Consider the following 17775-nt stretch of genomic DNA (forward strand, 5'->3'; position numbering starts at 1 on the left):
TCAAGCCGGCTGGGTGCTGGCTGCCGACTCGGCGCGTGCCTTCTCGCGGGCGGCCGCCGCCGCCTTGCGCGCAGCCTTGTTCAGCGCGCGCTTCTGGCGCGGGTCGAAGGCGTCGCGCAGGCCGTCGCCGATGAAGTTGATCGTCAGCGAGATGATCACGATGAAGGCGGCCGGCCAGAAGAACAGCCACGGCCTGGTCGCGAACGCGGCCTGGTACTCGCCGATGACCGAGCCCAGTGACACGTCGGGCGCCTGCACACCGAAGCCGAGGAACGACACGGCCGACTCGGTGAGGATCGTCGCCGACATCAGCAGCGTGGTGTTGACGATGATCACGCCGATGGCGTTCGGCAGGATGTGCACCATCATGATGCGCCACGGGCTCGCGCCGGCGACGCGGGCGGCATCCACGAACTCGCGCTCGCGCAGGCTTAGGAAGTCGCCGCGCACGAGGCGCGCGAGCGCCGTCCACGATGCGAGGCCCAGCACCACTGCGAGGATCAGCGGGCCGTGCGCGCCGTAGCGGCGGCCGAGCGTCGCCGTGAGCACGATCAGCGGGATGATCAGCACGATGTCGGTGAAGCGCATCAGGATCGTGTCGATCCAGCCGCGGAAGAAGCCCGACGCCGCGCCGATGATGACGCCGATGACGACGGAGATGATGCCGACGACGAACACGATCGTCAGCGACTGCTGGCAGCCGCGCATGACGATCGCGAACATGTCGCGGCCGAGCGAGTCCTCGCCGAACGGATGCTGCCACGTAGGCGCACCTCCGCCGTGCAGCGTCGTCAGCTGGGTGTAGGTGTACGGCCACCAGCCGTGGATCGTGATGCCGGCGGCGTCGATGCCCTCAGAGGTGAACGCCATGAGCACCACGAGAAGCAGGATGACGGCCGAGATCATCGCGCCGCGGTGGCGCAGGAAGCGCCGCCACACGATGCGGCCCTGGCTGAGACCCTCGACCTCCTTGAGCTCGAAGTTGCTCTGCTGGTCGGTCGCCGCGACGGTCGAGGGTGCCGCTGCTCCCGCGGCCGCCTCGTTGAGGTCGGGTTCGATGGGGGGAAGCTGGCTCATGCTGCGATCCTGATCCTCGGGTCAAGGGCGGAGTACGCGACGTCCGCCAGGAGGTTGAAGACGACGACGGCGACACCGGCCACCACGAAGTAGCCCATCAGCGAGTTGACGTCCACGTTGTGGAGCGCGTCGGTGAAGAGCTTCCCCATGCCGGACCACGCGAAGACGTTCTCGGTGATGACCGCGCCGCCGAGCAGCGCGCCGAGGTCGAACGCCACGATCGTCGTCAGCGGGATGAGCGAGTTGCGGAAGGCGTGACGCATGACGACCGTCCGCTGGTTCAGGCCCTTCGCCCGCGCCGTGCGGATGTAGTCGCTGTTCATCACATCGAGCAGGTTGGAGCGCATGTAGCGGCTGTAGCCCGCGATCGAGATGAGGCACAGCGAGATCGTCGGCAGCAGCAGGTGTGTGTAGGTGTCGAGGCCGTGGATCCAGAAGCTCGACGTCATCGAGTTGAGGTCGGGAGTGCCCGAGCCGACCGTCGCGATCGGGCGGCCGCTGACGACCTCGTTGACGTACACGTTCCACGACTGCATGAAGCGGTTGATCACGATCACGAGGCCCGTGATGAAGGCGATGATCGCACCGTTGCGCATGGACTGGCCGCGGTCGTGGCCGCCATACAGGTACCCGATCAGCAGGCCGACCGCGATGGTGAGCAGGCCCAGCAGAGAGAGCGACCAGAGCTGGAGCTGGCCGGAGATCTGGATGAACGGGAAGTAGGCGACGAGGCCGACCGCAACCGCCGTGAGCCCCGTGTAGAGCGCCTTGCGGTTACGCAGCCCCGTCGTCAGCACCGTGACGAGCAGCGCGAGCGCCACCGAGACGATCGCGACGATCACGATGTCGGCCGCGCCGAGGGTCGGAGTCACGAACCAGTTCGTCGCAGCGATGAACACCACGACGGCGAGCGTCGCGATCGTCGCGATGACGAAGGTCACGAAGCGGAAGCGGCGCGTGCCCCCGGAGACGCCGGCGGCTGCGCCGCCGATGATCAGCGGGATGAACACGTAGGCCCACCACGCCACGTGGGGGTCGGCGAGGTAGTTGTTGAAGGTGATGCCGAGGTATGCCTTCAGCACGACCGCGATGAAGAACGACGGTAGCGAGAAGAAGAGGAAGGCGAGGAACGTCACCGTGTAGTCGTAGCCGCTGTACTGGCGCAGGGCGGTCGTGATGCCGATGAGCACACCGAAGATGATCGCCAGCACGACGCTCGCGATGATCAGCTGCAGCGTGACGATCGCGGCGTTGCCGACCGCGGTGGTCACCGGGGTGCCGGAGATCGTCTGACCGAGGGTGAAGTGGCCGACGAAGACCTTGAGGATGCCGCCGAGCCAGAGGAAGTAGCGCAGCGGCGTCGGAACGTTGAGCCCGAGCTGCTGGATGCGCTGCTCGATCAGCTCTTCCTTGTTCTTCGCCGTGCTGGTGCGCAGCGCTTCGAGCGGGTCACCCGCGTTCGCCGAAAGGATGTAGACGAGATACGACGCGAGCAGCAGAACGATGATCGATGCCAGCAGGCGCCTCGACAGGAAGGTCAGCACAGCGGAATCCTCGCGCTCTGCCGCTTCCGCGTGGATGTGGTCTTCATAGATTTTCCTCGGACGTGGCCCACGGCCCGACGGATCGCGTCGAACTCGGGGCCTGACGTGGGTGTGCCGGGGCGATTTCCTCGCCCCGGCACACCGGTGTTCGGTTCTAAGTGAACCTGGCGTTACCGATCAGGGTACGTCAGGGCTACTTGGTCCACTCCCAGAAGTTCCAGAACTGGTTCGGGGCGAGGGGCGAGTAGGAGACGTTCTTGACCTTGCTCGAGTACGCCACGACGTCCGGGAACTGGAAGATGGTGGCGCCGTAGGCGTCTGCCCACATCTTCTGGTCGATGTCCGTCAGAGCCGCGTCCTGCTTGGACTTGTCGAGCGTGCCGCCGATGGTCTTCCAGTCAGCATCCACGTCCTTGTTGCTGTAGCCGCTGAAGTTGTTGCCGCCGCCGGTCTGGATGGCGGCCTGGCTGCCGGTCACCGCAAGCGAGGTGTACTGCCAGGCGAACAGGGCTGCGTCATACGAGCCGTTGCCGAGGATCGACGACCAGTTGTCGTCGCCCTTGTCGATCACGTTGAAGCCGGCCTGCTTCTCAGAGGCGGCGATCAGCGCGTATTCCTGCGCACGGCGGGTGTTGCTCTTGCCGTAGAGGAAGCGGACGTCGACCGGCGTCTTGACACCGGCCTGCTGCAGCAGCGACTTCGCCTTGGCGATGTCGACCTTGTCGTAGTCGCTCGAGCCGTTGCCCGCGACCGACTTGTCGTAGCCGGGGGTGCCGGGCAGGAACGTCTGCGAGTCCATGACCGTGGCGTTCGGGTTGAGCGGCTTGATCAGGTTGTCGATGATCTGCTGACGGGGCAGCGCGGCGAGGAACGCCTGACGCACGAGCTTGGCCTTGTTGGCGTCGCCGCCGTAGGTCGCCGGGTCGAACGGACCCTTGTTGTCGAAGGTGAGGTCGACGTGCTCGTAGGTCGAGCCGGCCTCAGTCTTCGTCTCGACGCCCTTGCCCTTCAGTGCCTTGAGCGACGCCACCGTGTCTGCGTCGGCCTGGCCCTGGATGATCGAGACCTCGCCGTTCTGCAGGGCCTGCACCTGTGCGGTCGGGTCCTGGATGAAGCGGATGGTCAGCTTGTTGACCTTGGGGATCGGGCCCCAGGTGTAGCTCTTGTTGCGCGTGAGCGTGACGTACTGGTCCTTCTTGAAGTCAGTGATCACGTACGGGCCGTCAGACAGGTACAGCTGCTTGTTCGAGGGCAGGTCACCCGTGAACTCGAAGCCGGTCGCCCACACCTTCGCCATCGCGGCGAGGGTGGTCTGGTCGTCGTTCTCGATCGCGTCGATGACGGCCTTGTTGGCTTCCTTGCCGCTCAGCTTCTTGTCCGGGAAGGCGAGGTTGTAGACCGCGTGGGCGGCGATGCCGGGGTTGAACGCCAGCTGCTCCCAGTCAGGGTAGGTCGCGCTGTACGAGAAGGTGATCGAGCGGTTGTCGTCGCTCACCTTCGGCGGGGTCGACTCGTCCAGGGGCAGAGCGCCGGCGCTCACGGAGGTGAAGTTCACCTTGCCCTTGGGGTCGTTGTACTTGGTCAGGTCGCTGGCCCAGGTGAGGAGGAGGTCGGATGCGTCGACCGGGGTGCCGTCGCTCCACTTCACGCCCTTGTTGACCGTGTACTTGATGGTCAGCGGGTCCTTCGAGACAACCTTGTACGTGCCGAACTTGGTGTCCTTCACGAGCTTCGGGGTGTTGTCGTAGTAGTTGAACCCGGCGAGCGTCATGTAGCTGACGTTCGAGTTGTAGGTCGTGTAATCCTGGCCGGTGTTCGAGTTGTAGGCCGTGAACGGGCCGTTCTGCGCGATGGTCAGCGACTGGTTCTTGTTGATCTCGTCGCCGCTCGAATTATTCGACGTGCCGGAGCACCCCGTCAGCGCCAGGGCGGAAGCCGCTGCAACCGCTGCCAGCGCCACCCCGATCCGCTTGATCTTCAATTGTCCTCCTGTAGGAATGGTGCAGAGCCATGGGCACGCCTGTTAGGCGTTCATAGCGCTCTTGATAGAAAGCAAGATATGCACCCATTGCGCGCAAGGCCAAACCGGCGACCAAACCGTTACATGCGCGTAACGCTCTGCGCCGGAGGCCCAGCGTGGCGAGGTTTGCTCAATTGAAACGCAAGCTGTGGTCGGAGGTCGCCATCGTTCTCGGGCTCTCGCTCGGGGCATCCGCTGTGTACTCGATTGTCGCCCTGCTTGCTGACCTTTCGTCGGGAAAGCCGCTCGCAGACCAGTCCACAGCCCTCAACACGTCGCAGTCTCCGGTGCAGTGGCTCGACTTCACGTACCAGGTTCTCGGGGTCTTCTTCGACCTGTTCCCTGTTGCATTGGCCATCTATCTGCTGTGGGAACCGGGGCGAAGCGGATTCGAGCGGATCGGACTGACGTGGCGGCGGCCGGCGCGCGATCTGGGCGCGGGGCTGCTGCTCGCGGCATGCATCGGCGTTCCGGGCCTCGGGTTCTATGCGCTCGGGAGGCTTCTGGGCATCACCGTGTCGGTGCAGGCATCCCCAGTCGACTCCCACTGGTGGACGGTGCCCGTCCTCGTGCTCTCTGCCCTGCGCGCCGCGCTGCAGGAGGAGGTGATCGTCGTCGGCTACATCTTCGACCGGCTGCGGCTGCTCGACTGGGGGAAGTGGCCGATGATCATCGCCTCGGCGGTGCTGCGCGGCTCGTACCACCTCTATCAGGGCATCGGGCCGTTCTTCGGCAACGCCGTCATGGGCGTCGTCTTCGGCTGGGTCTATGCACGGTGGGGCCGGACCGCACCTCTGGTCGTGGCCCACACCGTGCTCGACATCGTGTCGTTCGTCGGCTATCCCCTCGCCGTGGCGCTGTGGCCGGGGGTCTTCAAGTGAGCGTCGAGTACGCAGTACTCGCGAGTCTGGCGCCACCAAAACCGCGAGTACTGCGTACTCGATGAGCCGATCTGCGGGCCGCGCGTTAGGCGAAAGCCTCAGGCGGCGGGCAGGCGCAGAACAGGTTGCGGTCGCCCCACGCCTGGTCGATGCGGCCCACCGGCGGCCAGTACTTCGCCCGCGCCTGGGCGGGGCCGGCCGGGTACACCGCGAGCTCGCGCGAATAGGGGTGTGTCCACTCCCCCGCGATGACCGACTCCGCCGTGTGCGGTGCACCGCGCAGCGGGTTGTCGTCGGCGGGCCACGCCTCGTCCGCAAGCTGCCGCGCCTCGCGCTCGATCGCGATCATCGCGTCGATGAAGCGGTCGAGTTCGCGCAGGTCCTCCGACTCGGTCGGCTCGACCATCAGCGTGCCCGCCACCGGGAACGACATCGTCGGCGCGTGGAATCCGTAATCCACCAGTCGCTTGGCCACGTCGTCGACCGTCACGCCGGTCTCGGCCGACAGCGTGCGCACGTCGAGGATGCACTCGTGCGCGACCAGCCCGCTCTCACCGGCATACAGCACCGGGTAGTGGTCGCGCAGGCGCACGGCGACGTAGTTGGCGGCGAGCACCGCGGCGCCCGTCGCGCGCGTGAGCCCGTGGAGCCCCATCATGCGCACGTAGGCCCATGAGATCGGCAGGATGCTGGGCGAGCCGAACGGCGCAGCGGAAACCGGCGCGCCGCCGTGCTCGAGACCGACGTGCTCGTTCGATTGCGCGAGCGGGTGGCCGGGCAGGAACGGCGCGAGGTGCGCCTTCGCCGCGACCGGCCCGACGCCCGGGCCGCCGCCGCCGTGGGGGATGCAGAACGTCTTGTGCAGGTTGAGGTGCGAGACGTCCCCGCCGAAGCGGCCGAATTGGGCGTAGCCGAGCAGTGCGTTGAGGTTCGCGCCGTCGATGTACACCTGCCCGCCGGCCTCGTGCACGGCATCCGTGATCTCCACCACGTCGTGCTCGTAGACGCCGTGCGTCGACGGGTAGGTGATCATGAGCGCCGCGAGCTCGTCGCGGTTCGCCTCGATCTTGGCGCGCAGATCGGCGAGGTCGACGTTGCCGCCGGCATCCGTCGCGACCACGACGACGCGCAGCCCGGCGAGCACGGCCGAGGCCGCGTTGGTGCCGTGCGCAGACTGCGGAATGAGGCAGACGGTGCGCTGGTCGTCGCCGCGCGAGCGGTGGTAGCCGCGGATCGCGAGCAGCCCGGCGAGCTCGCCCTGGCTGCCCGCGTTCGGCTGCAGCGACACCGTGTCGTAGCCCGTGAGTTCGGCGACCCACGTCTCGAGGTCGCCGATCAGCTCGAGATAGCCGGCGACATCTGCGGCGGGCGCGAACGGGTGCAGCTCGGCGAACTCCGGCCACGTGACGGCCGCCATCTCGGTCGCCGCGTTGAGCTTCATGGTGCATGAGCCGAGCGGGATCATCCCTCGGTCGAGGGCGTAGTCGCGGTCGGCCAGCAGCTTGAGGTACCGCATCATGGCGGTCTCGGAGTGGTACGAGTTGAAGACCGGGTGTGTGAGGTAGGCCGAAGTGCGCTCGAGCTCGAAGGGGATCGCCGGGCCCGCCATACCGAAGTCGGTGCGGTACAGGTCAGCATCGAACCCGAACACGTCCTTGAGCACGTCGAGCACGGGCTCAGGGTCGGCGGCGACGGCCTCGTCGACGCTGAACGACACCGTCTCGTCGTCGACCTTCCACAGCAGCACGCCGCGCTCGTGCGCTGCTGCGACCGCCGCGCCGGCGTCGTCGACGCGAACGGTGACGGTGTCGAAGAAGTTGCTGCCCCCGACGTCGACGCCGTGCGACCACAGCTCGGAGGCGAACTCATACGCCGTCTGATGCACCTGCGTCGCGATCGCCCGGATGCCGCGAGGCCCGTGGTACACCGCATACATCGAGGCCATCACGGCCAGCAGCACCTGCGCCGTGCAGATGTTCGAAGTGGCCTTCTCACGGCGGATGTGCTGCTCGCGCGTCTGAAGCGTCAGGCGGTAGGCGGGCTTGCCGAAGGCGTCCTGACTGACGCCGACGAGACGCCCGGGCAACTGACGCTCGAGCCCCGCGCGCACCGCCATGTAGCCGGCGTGCGGGCCGCCGAAGCCCATCGGCACGCCGAAGCGCTGCGACGAGCCGACCGCGATGTCGGCGCCGAGCTCGCCAGGGGGCGTGATGATCGCGACCGCGAGCAGGTCCGCCGCGGCGATCGCGAGCGCGCCCTGCTCATGCGCGGCGGCGAAGACGGATGCCGGGTTCCAGACGAGCCCTGAGGCGCCCGGGTACTGCACGAAGACCCCGAAGAACTCGCCGAGCGCGGCCGCGTCGGCCTCGCTCAGCCGCACTGCGTCGACCTCGATGCCGACCGCCGCCGCCCGACCCTCGATCAGCGCGAGCGTCTGCGGGAAGGCATCCGCATCGACGATGAAGCGCGACGATTTCGACTTCGATGCGCGCCGCGCCAGCAGCATCGCCTCGACGACCGCGGTCGACTCGTCGAGCATCGAGGCGTTGGCGATCGCGAGACCGGTCAGGTCGCAGACCGCCTGCTGGAAGTTGAGCAGCGCCTCGAGGCGCCCCTGCGAGATCTCGGGCTGATACGGCGTGTACGCCGTGTACCAGCTGGGGTTCTCGAGCACATTGCGCTGGATGACCGCGGGCGTCAGCGTGCCGTAATAGCCCTGGCCGATGAGCGAGCGGTTCACCGTGTTCTTGGCGGCGAGCGCGCGCAGCTCGGCGAGTGCGGCGCGCTCAGAGGCGGCAGCCGGGATGCTCGACGGGGCGCCGGCGGGCAGCTGGATCGACCCGGGCACCGCGGCGCGCACGAGCGCGTCGACGCTGTCGTAGCCGACGGCCGCGAGCATCGCCGCCGTCTGGTCGGAGTCCGCGCCGATGTGGCGGTCGGCGAACGTGCGGGTCAGCGAGCCGGCGTCGCTCACTTGCTCGTCAGCTCGTCGTACGCGGCGGCGTCGAGCAGCTCGGGAAGCTCGGTGAAGCGCACCTTGATCAGCCAGCCGGCGCCGTAGGGATCCGAGTTCACGAGGTCGGGGCTGTCGACGACGGCCTGGTTCGCCTCGACGACCTCGCCGTCGATGGGAGCGAACAGCTCGCCGACCGACTTCGTCGACTCGATCTCGCCGACCACGGCCGCGGCAGTCACCGCGGTGCCCTCAGCAGGCAGATCGACGAAAACCACGTCGCCGAGCGCGGCCTGCGCATAGTCGGTGATGCCCACCGTCGCGACGTCGCCGTCGATGAGCACCCACTCGTGCTCTTCCGTGTACTTGAGGTTTAGAGGGGCGGCCATGGTCAGCTCTGCTTTCGCTTGTAGAAGGGCACGTTCGTGACGGTGTAGGGATGCTTGGCGCCGCGCACGTCGATGGTGAGCTGCGTGCCCACCTCGCGATATGCGGGGTCGATGTAGGCGAGGGCGATCGGATGCCCGAGCGTGGGCGACAGCGCACCGGAGGTCACGCTGCCCACCTCGGTCGAGCCGTCGGCCGTGAAGACTTTGTAGTCGGCGCGGGCTGCCCGGCGGCCTTCGCCGGCGAGGCCGACCAGCACGCGGGCATCCTGCCCCGGCCCCTTCTCGATCGCGGCCCGGCCGACGAACTCGCCGTCCTTGTCGAGCGCAACCACGCGACCGAGCCCCGCCTGTTCGGGCAGGATGTCTGCGCCGAGCTCGTGGCCGTAGAGCGGCATGCCCGCCTCGAGGCGCAGAGTGTCGCGCGCGGCGAGGCCGGCGGGCAGCAGGCCGAGCGGGGCGCCCGCCTCGACGAGCGCCTCCCACAGCTCCTTCGCGAAGTCGGGGGCGCAGAACAGCTCGAAGCCGTCTTCGCCGGTGTAGCCCGTGCGGGCGAACAGCACCGGCCGCTCGCGGAACATGCCGGCGACGGCGCGGTAGTAGCGCAGGGCGCCGAGGACCGCTGCGACGTCCTCGCCGTCGGGGTGGCCGCCCTCGATCGCGAAGCCCTCGGTGGCGAGGATGACCTCGAGCGCGCGCGGACCCTGCACCGCGATGAGCGCCACGTCGTCGCTCTCGTCGAACACCTGGGCGGCGAATCCACTCGCGCGCTCGCGCAGTGCTTCGGCGACCACGCCCGCGTTCGCCGCGTTCGCGACCACCAGATAGCGGTCATCGCCCGTGCGGTAGACGATCAGATCGTCGATCACGCCGCCGCCGGGGTTGAGCAGCAGCGTGTATTTCGCCTGCCCGGGCTGCAGCGCGGACATCCGCCCGGAGACGGCGAAGTCGAGCGCCGCGGCCGCTTCGTCGCCGACGAGCACGATCTCGCCCATGTGCGACAGGTCGAAGATGCCCGCGGCCTCGCGCACGGCCTTGTGCTCGGCGAGGTCGCTCGAATAGCGCACCGGCATCTGCCAGCCGGCGAAATCGGTGAACTGGGCACCGGCCGCTGCGTGCACCTCGGCAAGCGGTGAGACACGATCAGACAAGAGCTCTCCTTGGGAAAGGAACGAACTCCCCCTCTGTATCTGTGCCTGAGAGATTCGCACCACGAGGCGCTTTCACCATCGGCGGGAGTTGCTTCGCAATTCCACTCTTCAGAGTGGCCAGCCTGCCGCGGTACATGTACCTGAGAGATTGTCGGGGAGGATTGCTCCTTCGGTGCTGCTCGCGCAGCTCTCCCGCGGCGGCCTGTCGGCCCGGTATTCGATTGTGTGGTGCTGCGCCCAGCGTACCGGAAGCCCGGGGCTCTTCCCTCTTGCGGCGAGCCGATGTCACTGGTCGTCTTTAGCCTGTCGATGTCGATCTTCCGTCGCCCCGATCGACGTCATTGCATGAGGACTGGTGAAGTGACCGCAGAGCTTGAGACCGCCGCGCCCGCGAGCCTCGATGCGCGCTCGAGCCGCGTCATCTGGCTGCTGCTCGGGGCGACCTTCGTCGTGATCCTGAACGAGACGATCATGGGCGTCGCGATTCCCCGGCTCGTCGTCGATCTGAAGGTGTCGGTCGAGCTCGCGCAGTGGCTCACGACGGTGTTCATGCTCACGATGGCCGTCGTGATCCCCGTCACAGGGTGGCTGCTGCAGCGGCTCGAGACGAGGCCGGCGTTCATCCTCGCCATGAGCTTCTTCTCGGCGGGAACGCTGCTCGCCGCGATCGCCCCCGGGTTCACGGTGCTGCTCATCGCGCGCGTCACGCAGGCCTGCGGCACGGCGATCATGATGCCGCTCTTGATGACCACCATCATGGAGCTCGTGCCGCCGCACGAGCGCGGCCGCCTGATGGGCCGGGTATCGACGGTGATCTCTGTGGCGCCGGCCATCGGGCCGACGATCTCGGGGCTCGTGCTCAACTCGCTGTCCTGGCGGTGGATGTTCCTGATCGTGCTGCCCATCGCGGTCGCGATGCTCGTCATCGGCGTCCTCAGCGTCGAGAACGTGAGCCCGCCTGAGCGTGCGCCGCTCGACGGCTGGTCGATTCCGCTCGCGGCACTCGGGTTCGGCGGCGTGGTCTTCGGGCTGGCTCAGATCGGCGGGGCGACGGATGCCTCGAGCGGCGGCTCCTCGGCTGTGTGGGTCATGACGACGGCGCTCGGCGTCGGTGCGATCGCGCTCGCGCTCTTCGTGCTGCGGCAGCGCCGGCTCGCCCGCCGCGACCGCGCTCTGCTCGATCTCAGGCCGTTCCTCGTGCGGAACTTCACCGTCTCGGTCGTCGTGATGGTGATCATGATGATCGCGCTGTTCGGCACGATCATCGTGCTGCCGATCTACATGCAGACCGTGCTCGGCATCGGGTCGCTGCTCTCCGGGCTGCTGCTTCTGCCGGGTGGCCTGGTGATGGGCCTGTTCGCGCCCGCCGTCGGGCGGGTGTACGACCGCCGCGGACCCACGGTGCTGCTCGTGCCCGGCGCCGTGATCGTCTCGGCGGACCTCTGGTTTCTCGCACTGTTCGCCACAGACCATGCCCCGATCTGGCTCGTGCTGGTGGCCCACATCGTGCTGAGCTTCGGACTTGCCCTCATGTTCACGCCGCTGTTCACCACCGCGCTCGGATCGGTCACGAAGCACTTCTACTCGCACGCGAGCGCCATCGTCGGCACGGTGCAGCAGGTGGCGGGCGCAGCCGGCACGGCCGTGTTCGTGACGGTGCTGGCCGCCGTGACGCTCGCGGCGACGGCCGACGGCGCCGAGGCGCTGCCGGCGCAGGCATCCGGCGTGCGCGCAGCGTTCCTCATCGGGGCGATCGTCTCTCTCGCCGCGATCGTCGGCGCGTTCTTCGTGCGCCGGCCGCTCGAAGAGGTCGCTGAGGAGACCGGCGAAGTGGTCTAGCCGGGGAACTGCTCGGCGATGCCCTGCAGCTTCGCGCGGTAGCCAGCCCACCGCTCCTCATCGAAGTCGGGCAGATTCGACGACGTGCGGTTCATGCCGGCGCTGCCATCGAGCAGCTCGCGCAAGATGTCGGCATGCCCCGCGTGCCGCGCGGACTCGTGCACCTGATGCACCAGCACGGTGTGCAGCGTCGGGTGCCTGCGGTCGTCTGGCCACCACGGCACGGTGCCTGTGGCATCGAGCGGCAGCGCATCGATCGTCGCGTCGGCGTGCGCCCAGGCCCGCCGGTAGAACGCGACGACCTCGCTCAGCGGCTCGTCGGCCCTGGCCCAGAAGTCGTCGTTTTCGTCGGCGACGTCCAGGTCGAGCAGCAACGGGTCCGTGGCGGGCCGATCGAAGACGTCACCGAAGTAGCCGTACTCCATGTGCGCGAGGTGCTTCACAAGGCCGAGCAGGTTCGTCCCCGTGGGTGTCACCGGCCACCGCGCCTGCCGCTCGCTCAGCCCGTCGAGCTTCCACACCACCGCATCGCGCTGCCGCTGCAGGTAGCGCTTGAGCACGGCCTTCTGGTCGTCGCCTCGCGTCATGCCTCGACCGTATTGCGGGCCGCCGACATCCGCCAGCACCCCCGGTGGGGCACCGCCGGCCAGACATCTGCGACCGCTTCGGCATAATGACTCCGGCGGTGTGAACGAACACACCCCCCACGAGAGGCACAGATGAGCTCCCCAGAATCCGCGCGCACGCGGGCTCCGAACATGCGGGATGTTGCGCGTCTGGCGGGCGTTTCGTATCAGACGGTCTCTCGCGTGCTGAACAACTCCGAAGCTCTGCGACCCGAGACCCGCGATCGCGTGCTCGCCGCGATGGAAGAGCTGCACTACCGGCCGAACAGGGCAGCTCGTGCGCTGAAGACGGGCCGGTCGCGCACCATCGGCGTGCTCGCTTCGATCAGGGCGACCTATGGGCCGGCGCTGACAGTGCAGGCGATCGAGGCGGCTGCCGCCGCCGAAGGCATCTACGTCAACACCGCCCATCTCACCGAGATCGACGGGGCGTCCATCAATGCGGCTGTCGACCGCATGATCGAGCAGGACGTCGAGGGCCTCGTCGTCATCGCTCCGCAGCAACGGGTGTTCGAGACACTCGCCCAGCTCGACGACCTTCCGCCGATGGTCACGCTGCGCTCTGGTCTCGACGGCGACCCGCACGCGCTCTGGGTCGACCAGGCGGCCGGTGCAAGGGCGGCCGTCGCGCACCTCGCGGAGCTCGGCCATCACTACATCCGGCACCTCGCCGGGCCGCAGGACTGGATCGAAGCGGATGCCCGCATGCAGGGCTATCTGCTCGAGCTCTCCGACCGTGACCTGCCGACGCTGCCGCCGATCCGCGGTGACTGGACTGCGGAATTCGGCTACTTCGCGGGCCAACAGCTGATCGCCGCGAACGACGCCACGGCGTTCTTCTGCTCGAACGACGAGATGGCACTCGGGGTCCTGCACGCAGCGCACTCTCTCGGGGTGCGCGTGCCGGAGGACATCAGCGTGATCGGCTTCGACGACATTCCTGCGGCCGCGCACTTCTGGCCACCGCTGACGACTGTGCGCCAGGACTTCGCCGAACTCGGCAGGCGCTGCGTGCAGGTGCTGCTCAAAGGGCGCGACGACGACACGGTTGACGTGCAGCCGCACCTCGTCGTGCGGCGGTCGAGCGGGGCCGCACGACGCGCCTGATCCTGAGCTCGGTTTGACAACTCACAGACCGTTCGGCTTATGATCTGCTCCGGCCCCGTGTGACCGTTCACATGGGGCCGTCATTCCCTGACGACGGAGTCTCAGTGCTCCCCGTCTCGGAAGCACCGACGAGGAGTGAAGAGAACACGTGAGCAATCACACGATCTTGGAGATGCGCTCCATCACCAAGGAATTCCCGGGCGTCAAAGCGCTCTCTGAGGTCAGCATGACCGTCAAGGCCGGCGAGATCCACGCGATCTGCGGCGAGAACGGCGCTGGCAAGTCCACGCTGATGAAGGTGCTCTCGGGCGTCTACCCGTATGGCACCTACAGCGGCGACATCGTCTACCAGGGCGAGGTCGTGCAGTTCTCGAACATCAAGCAGTCCGAGGAAGCCGGCATCGTCATCATCCACCAGGAGCTGGCGCTCATCCCCGAGCTGTCGATCACCGAGAACCTCTTCCTCGGCAGCGAGCTGGGCAGGCACGGCGTCATCGACTGGACGCAGGCGCAGATCCGCGCCCGCGAGCTGCTCGCCCGCGTCGGCCTCGACGAAGACCCTGACACGCAGATCAAGAACCTCGGCGTCGGCAAGCAGCAGCTGGTCGAGATCGCCAAGGCGCTGCACAAGAACGTCAAGCTGCTCATCCTCGACGAGCCGACTGCTGCGCTCAACGAGACGGACTCGCAGCACCTACTGAGCTTGATCGTCGGCCTCAAGGAGCGCGGCGTCACGTCGATCATGATCAGCCACAAGCTCAACGAGATCGAGCAGGTCGCCGACGACATCACGATCATCCGCGACGGCCGCACGATCGAGACGCTCGACGTGCACACCGGCGTCGATGAGGACCGCATCATCCGCGGCATGGTGGGCCGCTCCCTGGAGAGCCGGTTCCCGGATCGCACGCCGCATATCGGTGACGTGTTCTTCGAGGTGAGGAACTGGACGGTCCAGCATCCCCTCGACTCGTCCCGCCTCGTCTGCAAGAACGAGAGCTTCACCGTCCGCCGCGGCGAGATAGTCGGCTTCGCCGGTCTGATGGGCGCCGGCCGCACCGAACTCGCGATGAGCCTCTTCGGCCACAGCTACGGCACGTGGCTCGGGGGCCAGGTCTTCAAGGACGGGCGCGAGATCAAGATCAACACGGTTCGGCAGGCGATCGAGGCAGGCCTCGGCTACGTCAGCGAGGACCGCAAGGCGCTCGGCCTCAACCTGCTCGACTCCGTAAAGCGGTCGACCGTCTCAGCCGATCTCCCGAAGATCTCCAAAGGCGGCGTGGTCGACTCCCTGAAGGAGTACGACATCGCCGAGCGCTACCGCAAGATGCTGCGCACCAAGGTGCCGACCGTCGAAGAGGGCGTCTCGAAGCTCTCGGGCGGCAACCAGCAGAAGGTCGTGCTCTCGAAGTGGATGTTCACCGACCCCGACCTGCTGATCCTCGACGAGCCCACGCGCGGCATTGACGTCGGCGCGAAGTTCGAGATCTACCGGATCATCCAGCAGCTCGCCGATCAGGGCAAGGGCGTGATCCTCATCTCCTCGGAGCTGCCGGAGCTCCTCGGCCTCTCCGACCGGATCTACACGATCTTCGAGGGCGCCATCACCGATGAATTCCCGGTCGCCGAGGCGACCCCCGAAACCCTCATGCGCAGCATGACCAGCGTCAAGAAGGATGCACTGATCTAGATGAACCCCCTCCGTCAGCTCTTCGGCGGCCGCGGCTCCAGCGCGGGCCAGTACGGCATGATCATCGCGCTCATCGCGATCGTCATCATCTTCGAGGCCTGGACCCACGGACTCACGCTCAACCCGACGAACGTGATCAACGTCTTCCAGCAGTACTCCTACATCCTGATCCTGGCGCTCGGCATGGTCATGGTGATCATCGCCGGTCACATCGACCTGTCGGTCGGGTCGGTCGCCGCGTTCGTCGGCATCATCGTCGCGCAGGCCATGAGCCAGTGGCACTGGTCGTGGTGGGAGGCAATCATCCTCGGCCTCGTCGTCGGCGCCCTCGTCGGCGCGTGGCAGGGCTTCTGGGTCGCCTACGTGCGCGTTCCGGCGTTCATCGTGACGCTCGCCGGCCAGCTGATCTTCCGCGGTGCGAACCAGTGGATCGGCAACTCGACCTCCGTCAGCGTGCCCAGCTCCTACCAGGTGATCGGCGGCGGCTTCATTCCCGACTTCGGGCCGAACACCGGCTACAGCAACGGCACCCTGCTGCTCGGCCTGATCACGATCGCGGCCCTCATCTGGACCGAGGCCAGGGGCCGCGCCAAGCGCCGCAAGATGGGCGCCGAGCTCGTTCCACTGTGGGTGAGCGTCGTCCGCACCGGCATCCTCGTCGCCGTCACCCTGTTCGGCACCTACCTGTTCGGCGCCGGCGCGGCCGGCACCAGTGTTCCGGTCGTCGCGATCATCGCCGGCATTCTCACCATCCTCTACGGCTTCCTGACGCGGAACACGATCTTCGGCCGCCAGGTCTACGCGGTCGGCGGCAACGCCAACGCGGCAGCCCTCTCCGGCGTCAACATCCGCAAGGTCAACTTCTTCGTCATGGCGAACATGTCACTCCTCGCGGCCATCGCCGGCATGGTCTACGTCGGCTACGCCGGGGCCTCCGGCCCCTCGGACGGCACCGGCTGGGAGCTCGATGCGATCGCGGCGGTCTTCGTCGGTGGGGCAGCGGTCTCCGGCGGCATCGGCACGGTGGCCGGCTCGATCGTGGGTGCGCTCGTCATGGCGCTCCTGCAGAACGGCCTCCAACTGGTCGGTGCCGAGTCGAACCTGCAGCAGATCATCCGCGGTCTCGTGCTGCTGCTCGCCGTCGCCTTCGACGTGTACTCCAAGACCCAGGGTCGCCCGTCGCTGACCGGCCGCCTGCTGCGCGGCGCGACCGGAGGTCGCGGCAAGGGCAGCGCGGATGCCCCTGCGGACGCCGCGACGCCGCCGAAGTCGATCGACGACCAGTCCACAGTCTCCCTGCCCTAAGCGGCGCAGGTAGAAATCCGGGCGGCGCACTCCGTCGCCCACGCTCGAAGAAGAGAAGAAAAGGCAATCACATGCAGAAGAAGTACATCGTCGGCATCGCCGCCGTTGCGGCGGCAGCGGCGCTGACGCTGAGCGGCTGCTCGACCGGCCGCACCACGAGCGGCTCGGGCGACAGCAGCAGCTCCTCGTCTGTCCCGAAGGGCTCGCTGATCGGCGTCGCCCTGCCCGCCAAGACCTCGCAGAACTGGGTGCTTGCCGGCCAGGCATTCAAGGACTCGATCGAGAAGGCCGGCTTCAAGGCCGACGTCCAGTACGCGGACGACTCGAACAAGGTCCCGAGCCAGCAGGCCGAGATCAACTCGATGCTGACCAAGGGCGCCAAGGTCGTCATCATCGGTGCGGCCGACGGCTCGCAGCTGGGCACCCAGGTCGCCACGGCGAAGAAGGACGGCGCCATCGTCATCGCCTGGGACCGAAACATCCTGAAAACGAAGAACGTGGACTACTACGTCGCGTTCAACAACTTCCACGTCGGTGAGCTTCAGGCCCAGGCCCTGCTCGACGGCCTCAAGAAGGAGAAGGGCTCTGGCCCCTACAACGTCGAGCTCTTCGCCGGCTCGCCGGACGACGCCAACGCGAAGGTCTTCTTCGACGGCGCCATGAGCGTTCTCAAGCCGAAGATCGACGACGGAACCCTGAAGGTCGTCTCGGGGCAGACCGACTTCCAGAAGGTGGTCACCCAGGGCTGGCTGGCTCAGAACGCGCAGAAGCGCATGACCGACCTGATCACGGGCAACTACGCCAAGGGCACCAAGCTCGATGGCGTCCTCTCCCCCAACGACACGCTCGCCCGCGCCATCCTGCAGGCGACGAAGTCGGCCGGCCTCCCCAACCCGGTCGTGACCGGTCAGGACTCGGAGACCGACTCGATCCCGCTGATCATGAAGGGCACGCAGTACTCGACGATCTACAAGGACACCAACCTTGAGGCCCAGGCTGCGATCGACCTCGTCACCAAGCTGAGCAAGGGCGAGAAGCCGAAGACCGTCGACAACGACAAGAACAACGACAACGGCTCGTTCATCGTGCCTGCGATCGAGCTCAACCCGGTCCTCGTGACCAAGGACAACGCGGTCGAGGCGTACAAGAACAACGCGACCCTCGAGAAGCTCGCGGTCGACAACAAGTAGATCTGC

The 17775-nt window shown here is 67.1% G+C and carries 13 protein-coding genes and 2 riboswitches; of the genes, 6 read left to right on the forward strand and 7 right to left on the reverse strand.

The annotated features are described in order from the left end of the window. The 3 genes from ABD736_RS05860 to ABD736_RS05870 form a co-directional block, all read right to left on the reverse strand. Window positions 1-1077, reverse strand: coding sequence for an ABC transporter permease (locus ABD736_RS05860; RefSeq protein WP_344790803.1), 1077 nt, complete (start codon window positions 1075-1077; stop codon window positions 1-3). Continuing rightward, window positions 1074-2621, reverse strand: coding sequence for an ABC transporter permease (locus ABD736_RS05865; RefSeq protein ID WP_344790804.1), 1548 nt, complete (start codon window positions 2619-2621; stop codon window positions 1074-1076). The genes ABD736_RS05860 and ABD736_RS05865 overlap by 4 nt, the downstream gene beginning before the upstream one ends. 193 nt (window positions 2622-2814) lie before the next feature. Then, window positions 2815-4602 (reverse strand): ABC transporter family substrate-binding protein, encoded by a 1788-nt coding sequence (locus ABD736_RS05870; RefSeq protein WP_344790805.1) that lies wholly within the window; start codon window positions 4600-4602, stop codon window positions 2815-2817. 173 nt (window positions 4603-4775) lie between these two features. On the opposite strand from ABD736_RS05870, the gene ABD736_RS05875 reads away from it, so the two are divergent. Continuing rightward, window positions 4776-5522 carry a CPBP family intramembrane glutamic endopeptidase gene (locus ABD736_RS05875; RefSeq protein ID WP_344790806.1) on the forward strand — a complete coding sequence of 249 codons (747 nt, stop codon included), beginning with the start codon at window positions 4776-4778 and terminating at the stop codon, window positions 5520-5522. 85 nt (window positions 5523-5607) lie between these two features. On the opposite strand, the gene gcvP is transcribed toward ABD736_RS05875, so the two are convergent. From gcvP to gcvT, 3 genes are all read right to left on the reverse strand, one after another. Then, window positions 5608-8421, reverse strand: coding sequence for an aminomethyl-transferring glycine dehydrogenase (gene gcvP / locus ABD736_RS05880; RefSeq protein WP_425555023.1), 2814 nt, complete (start codon window positions 8419-8421; stop codon window positions 5608-5610). 71 nt (window positions 8422-8492) lie between these two features. Continuing rightward, complete coding sequence (gcvH, locus tag ABD736_RS05885; protein WP_344790808.1) at window positions 8493-8864, reverse strand: glycine cleavage system protein GcvH; 372 nt, start codon at window positions 8862-8864, stop codon at window positions 8493-8495. Window positions 8865-8866: 2 nt separating this feature from the next. Further along, a complete protein-coding gene (gcvT, locus tag ABD736_RS05890) occupies window positions 8867-10012 on the reverse strand; it encodes a glycine cleavage system aminomethyltransferase GcvT (RefSeq protein WP_344790809.1) in 1146 nt (381 codons plus the stop codon). Between the two features lie 26 nt (window positions 10013-10038). Further along, window positions 10039-10129: riboswitch (glycine riboswitch) on the reverse strand. Window position 10130: 1 nt separating this feature from the next. Next, a riboswitch (glycine riboswitch) is annotated at window positions 10131-10217 on the reverse strand. Window positions 10218-10357: 140 nt separating this feature from the next. Here gcvT and ABD736_RS05895 point away from each other — a divergent pair. Further along, entirely contained in the window at window positions 10358-11851 is a 1494-nt protein-coding gene (locus ABD736_RS05895; RefSeq protein WP_425554992.1) for a DHA2 family efflux MFS transporter permease subunit, read from the forward strand. Here the strand turns inward: ABD736_RS05895 and ABD736_RS05900 are convergent. Then, the gene (locus ABD736_RS05900; protein WP_344790811.1) at window positions 11848-12438 is read right to left on the reverse strand and encodes a DinB family protein; all 591 of its coding nucleotides are present in this window, start codon (window positions 12436-12438) and stop codon (window positions 11848-11850) included. The two genes, ABD736_RS05895 and ABD736_RS05900, sit on opposite strands and share 4 nt — an antisense overlap. Window positions 12439-12570: 132 nt before the next feature. Between ABD736_RS05900 and ABD736_RS05905 the strand changes: the two genes are divergently transcribed. From ABD736_RS05905 to ABD736_RS05920, 4 genes are all read left to right on the forward strand, one after another. Continuing rightward, on the forward strand, window positions 12571-13584 hold the full coding sequence (locus tag ABD736_RS05905) for a LacI family DNA-binding transcriptional regulator (RefSeq protein ID WP_425554993.1): 1014 nt from the start codon (window positions 12571-12573) through the stop codon (window positions 13582-13584). Between the two features lie 172 nt (window positions 13585-13756). After that, window positions 13757-15274: a multiple monosaccharide ABC transporter ATP-binding protein gene (gene mmsA / locus ABD736_RS05910; RefSeq protein WP_344792217.1), complete on the forward strand. Its 1518-nt coding sequence runs from the start codon at window positions 13757-13759 to the stop codon at window positions 15272-15274. Then, window positions 15275-16579, forward strand: coding sequence for a multiple monosaccharide ABC transporter permease (gene mmsB, locus ABD736_RS05915; protein ID WP_344790812.1), 1305 nt, complete (start codon window positions 15275-15277; stop codon window positions 16577-16579). It begins immediately after the preceding gene. A 71-nt stretch (window positions 16580-16650) separates the two neighbouring features. After that, window positions 16651-17769 carry a substrate-binding domain-containing protein gene (locus tag ABD736_RS05920; RefSeq protein WP_344790813.1) on the forward strand — a complete coding sequence of 373 codons (1119 nt, stop codon included), beginning with the start codon at window positions 16651-16653 and terminating at the stop codon, window positions 17767-17769. Window positions 17770-17775: the final 6 nt, after the last annotated feature.

This window comes from Gryllotalpicola daejeonensis (assembly GCF_039538145.1).
Lineage (GTDB): Bacteria > Actinomycetota > Actinomycetes > Actinomycetales > Microbacteriaceae > Gryllotalpicola > Gryllotalpicola daejeonensis.

Coding starts and splice junctions, on each gene's coding strand:
- ABD736_RS05860 (WP_344790803.1), bottom strand. CDS start 1,077: ATGAGCCAGCTTCCCCCCATCGAACCCGACCTCAACGAGGCGGCCGCG.
- gcvP (WP_425555023.1), bottom strand. CDS start 8,421: ATGCTCGCGGCCGTCGGCTACGACAGCGTCGACGCGCTCGTGCGCGCC.
- gcvH (WP_344790808.1), bottom strand. CDS start 8,864: ATGGCCGCCCCTCTAAACCTCAAGTACACGGAAGAGCACGAGTGGGTG.
- ABD736_RS05895 (WP_425554992.1), top strand. CDS start 10,358: ATGAGGACTGGTGAAGTGACCGCAGAGCTTGAGACCGCCGCGCCCGCG.
- ABD736_RS05900 (WP_344790811.1), bottom strand. CDS start 12,438: ATGACGCGAGGCGACGACCAGAAGGCCGTGCTCAAGCGCTACCTGCAG.
- ABD736_RS05905 (WP_425554993.1), top strand. CDS start 12,571: ATGAGCTCCCCAGAATCCGCGCGCACGCGGGCTCCGAACATGCGGGAT.
- mmsA (WP_344792217.1), top strand. CDS start 13,757: ATGCGCTCCATCACCAAGGAATTCCCGGGCGTCAAAGCGCTCTCTGAG.
- mmsB (WP_344790812.1), top strand. CDS start 15,275: ATGAACCCCCTCCGTCAGCTCTTCGGCGGCCGCGGCTCCAGCGCGGGC.
- ABD736_RS05920 (WP_344790813.1), top strand. CDS start 16,651: ATGCAGAAGAAGTACATCGTCGGCATCGCCGCCGTTGCGGCGGCAGCG.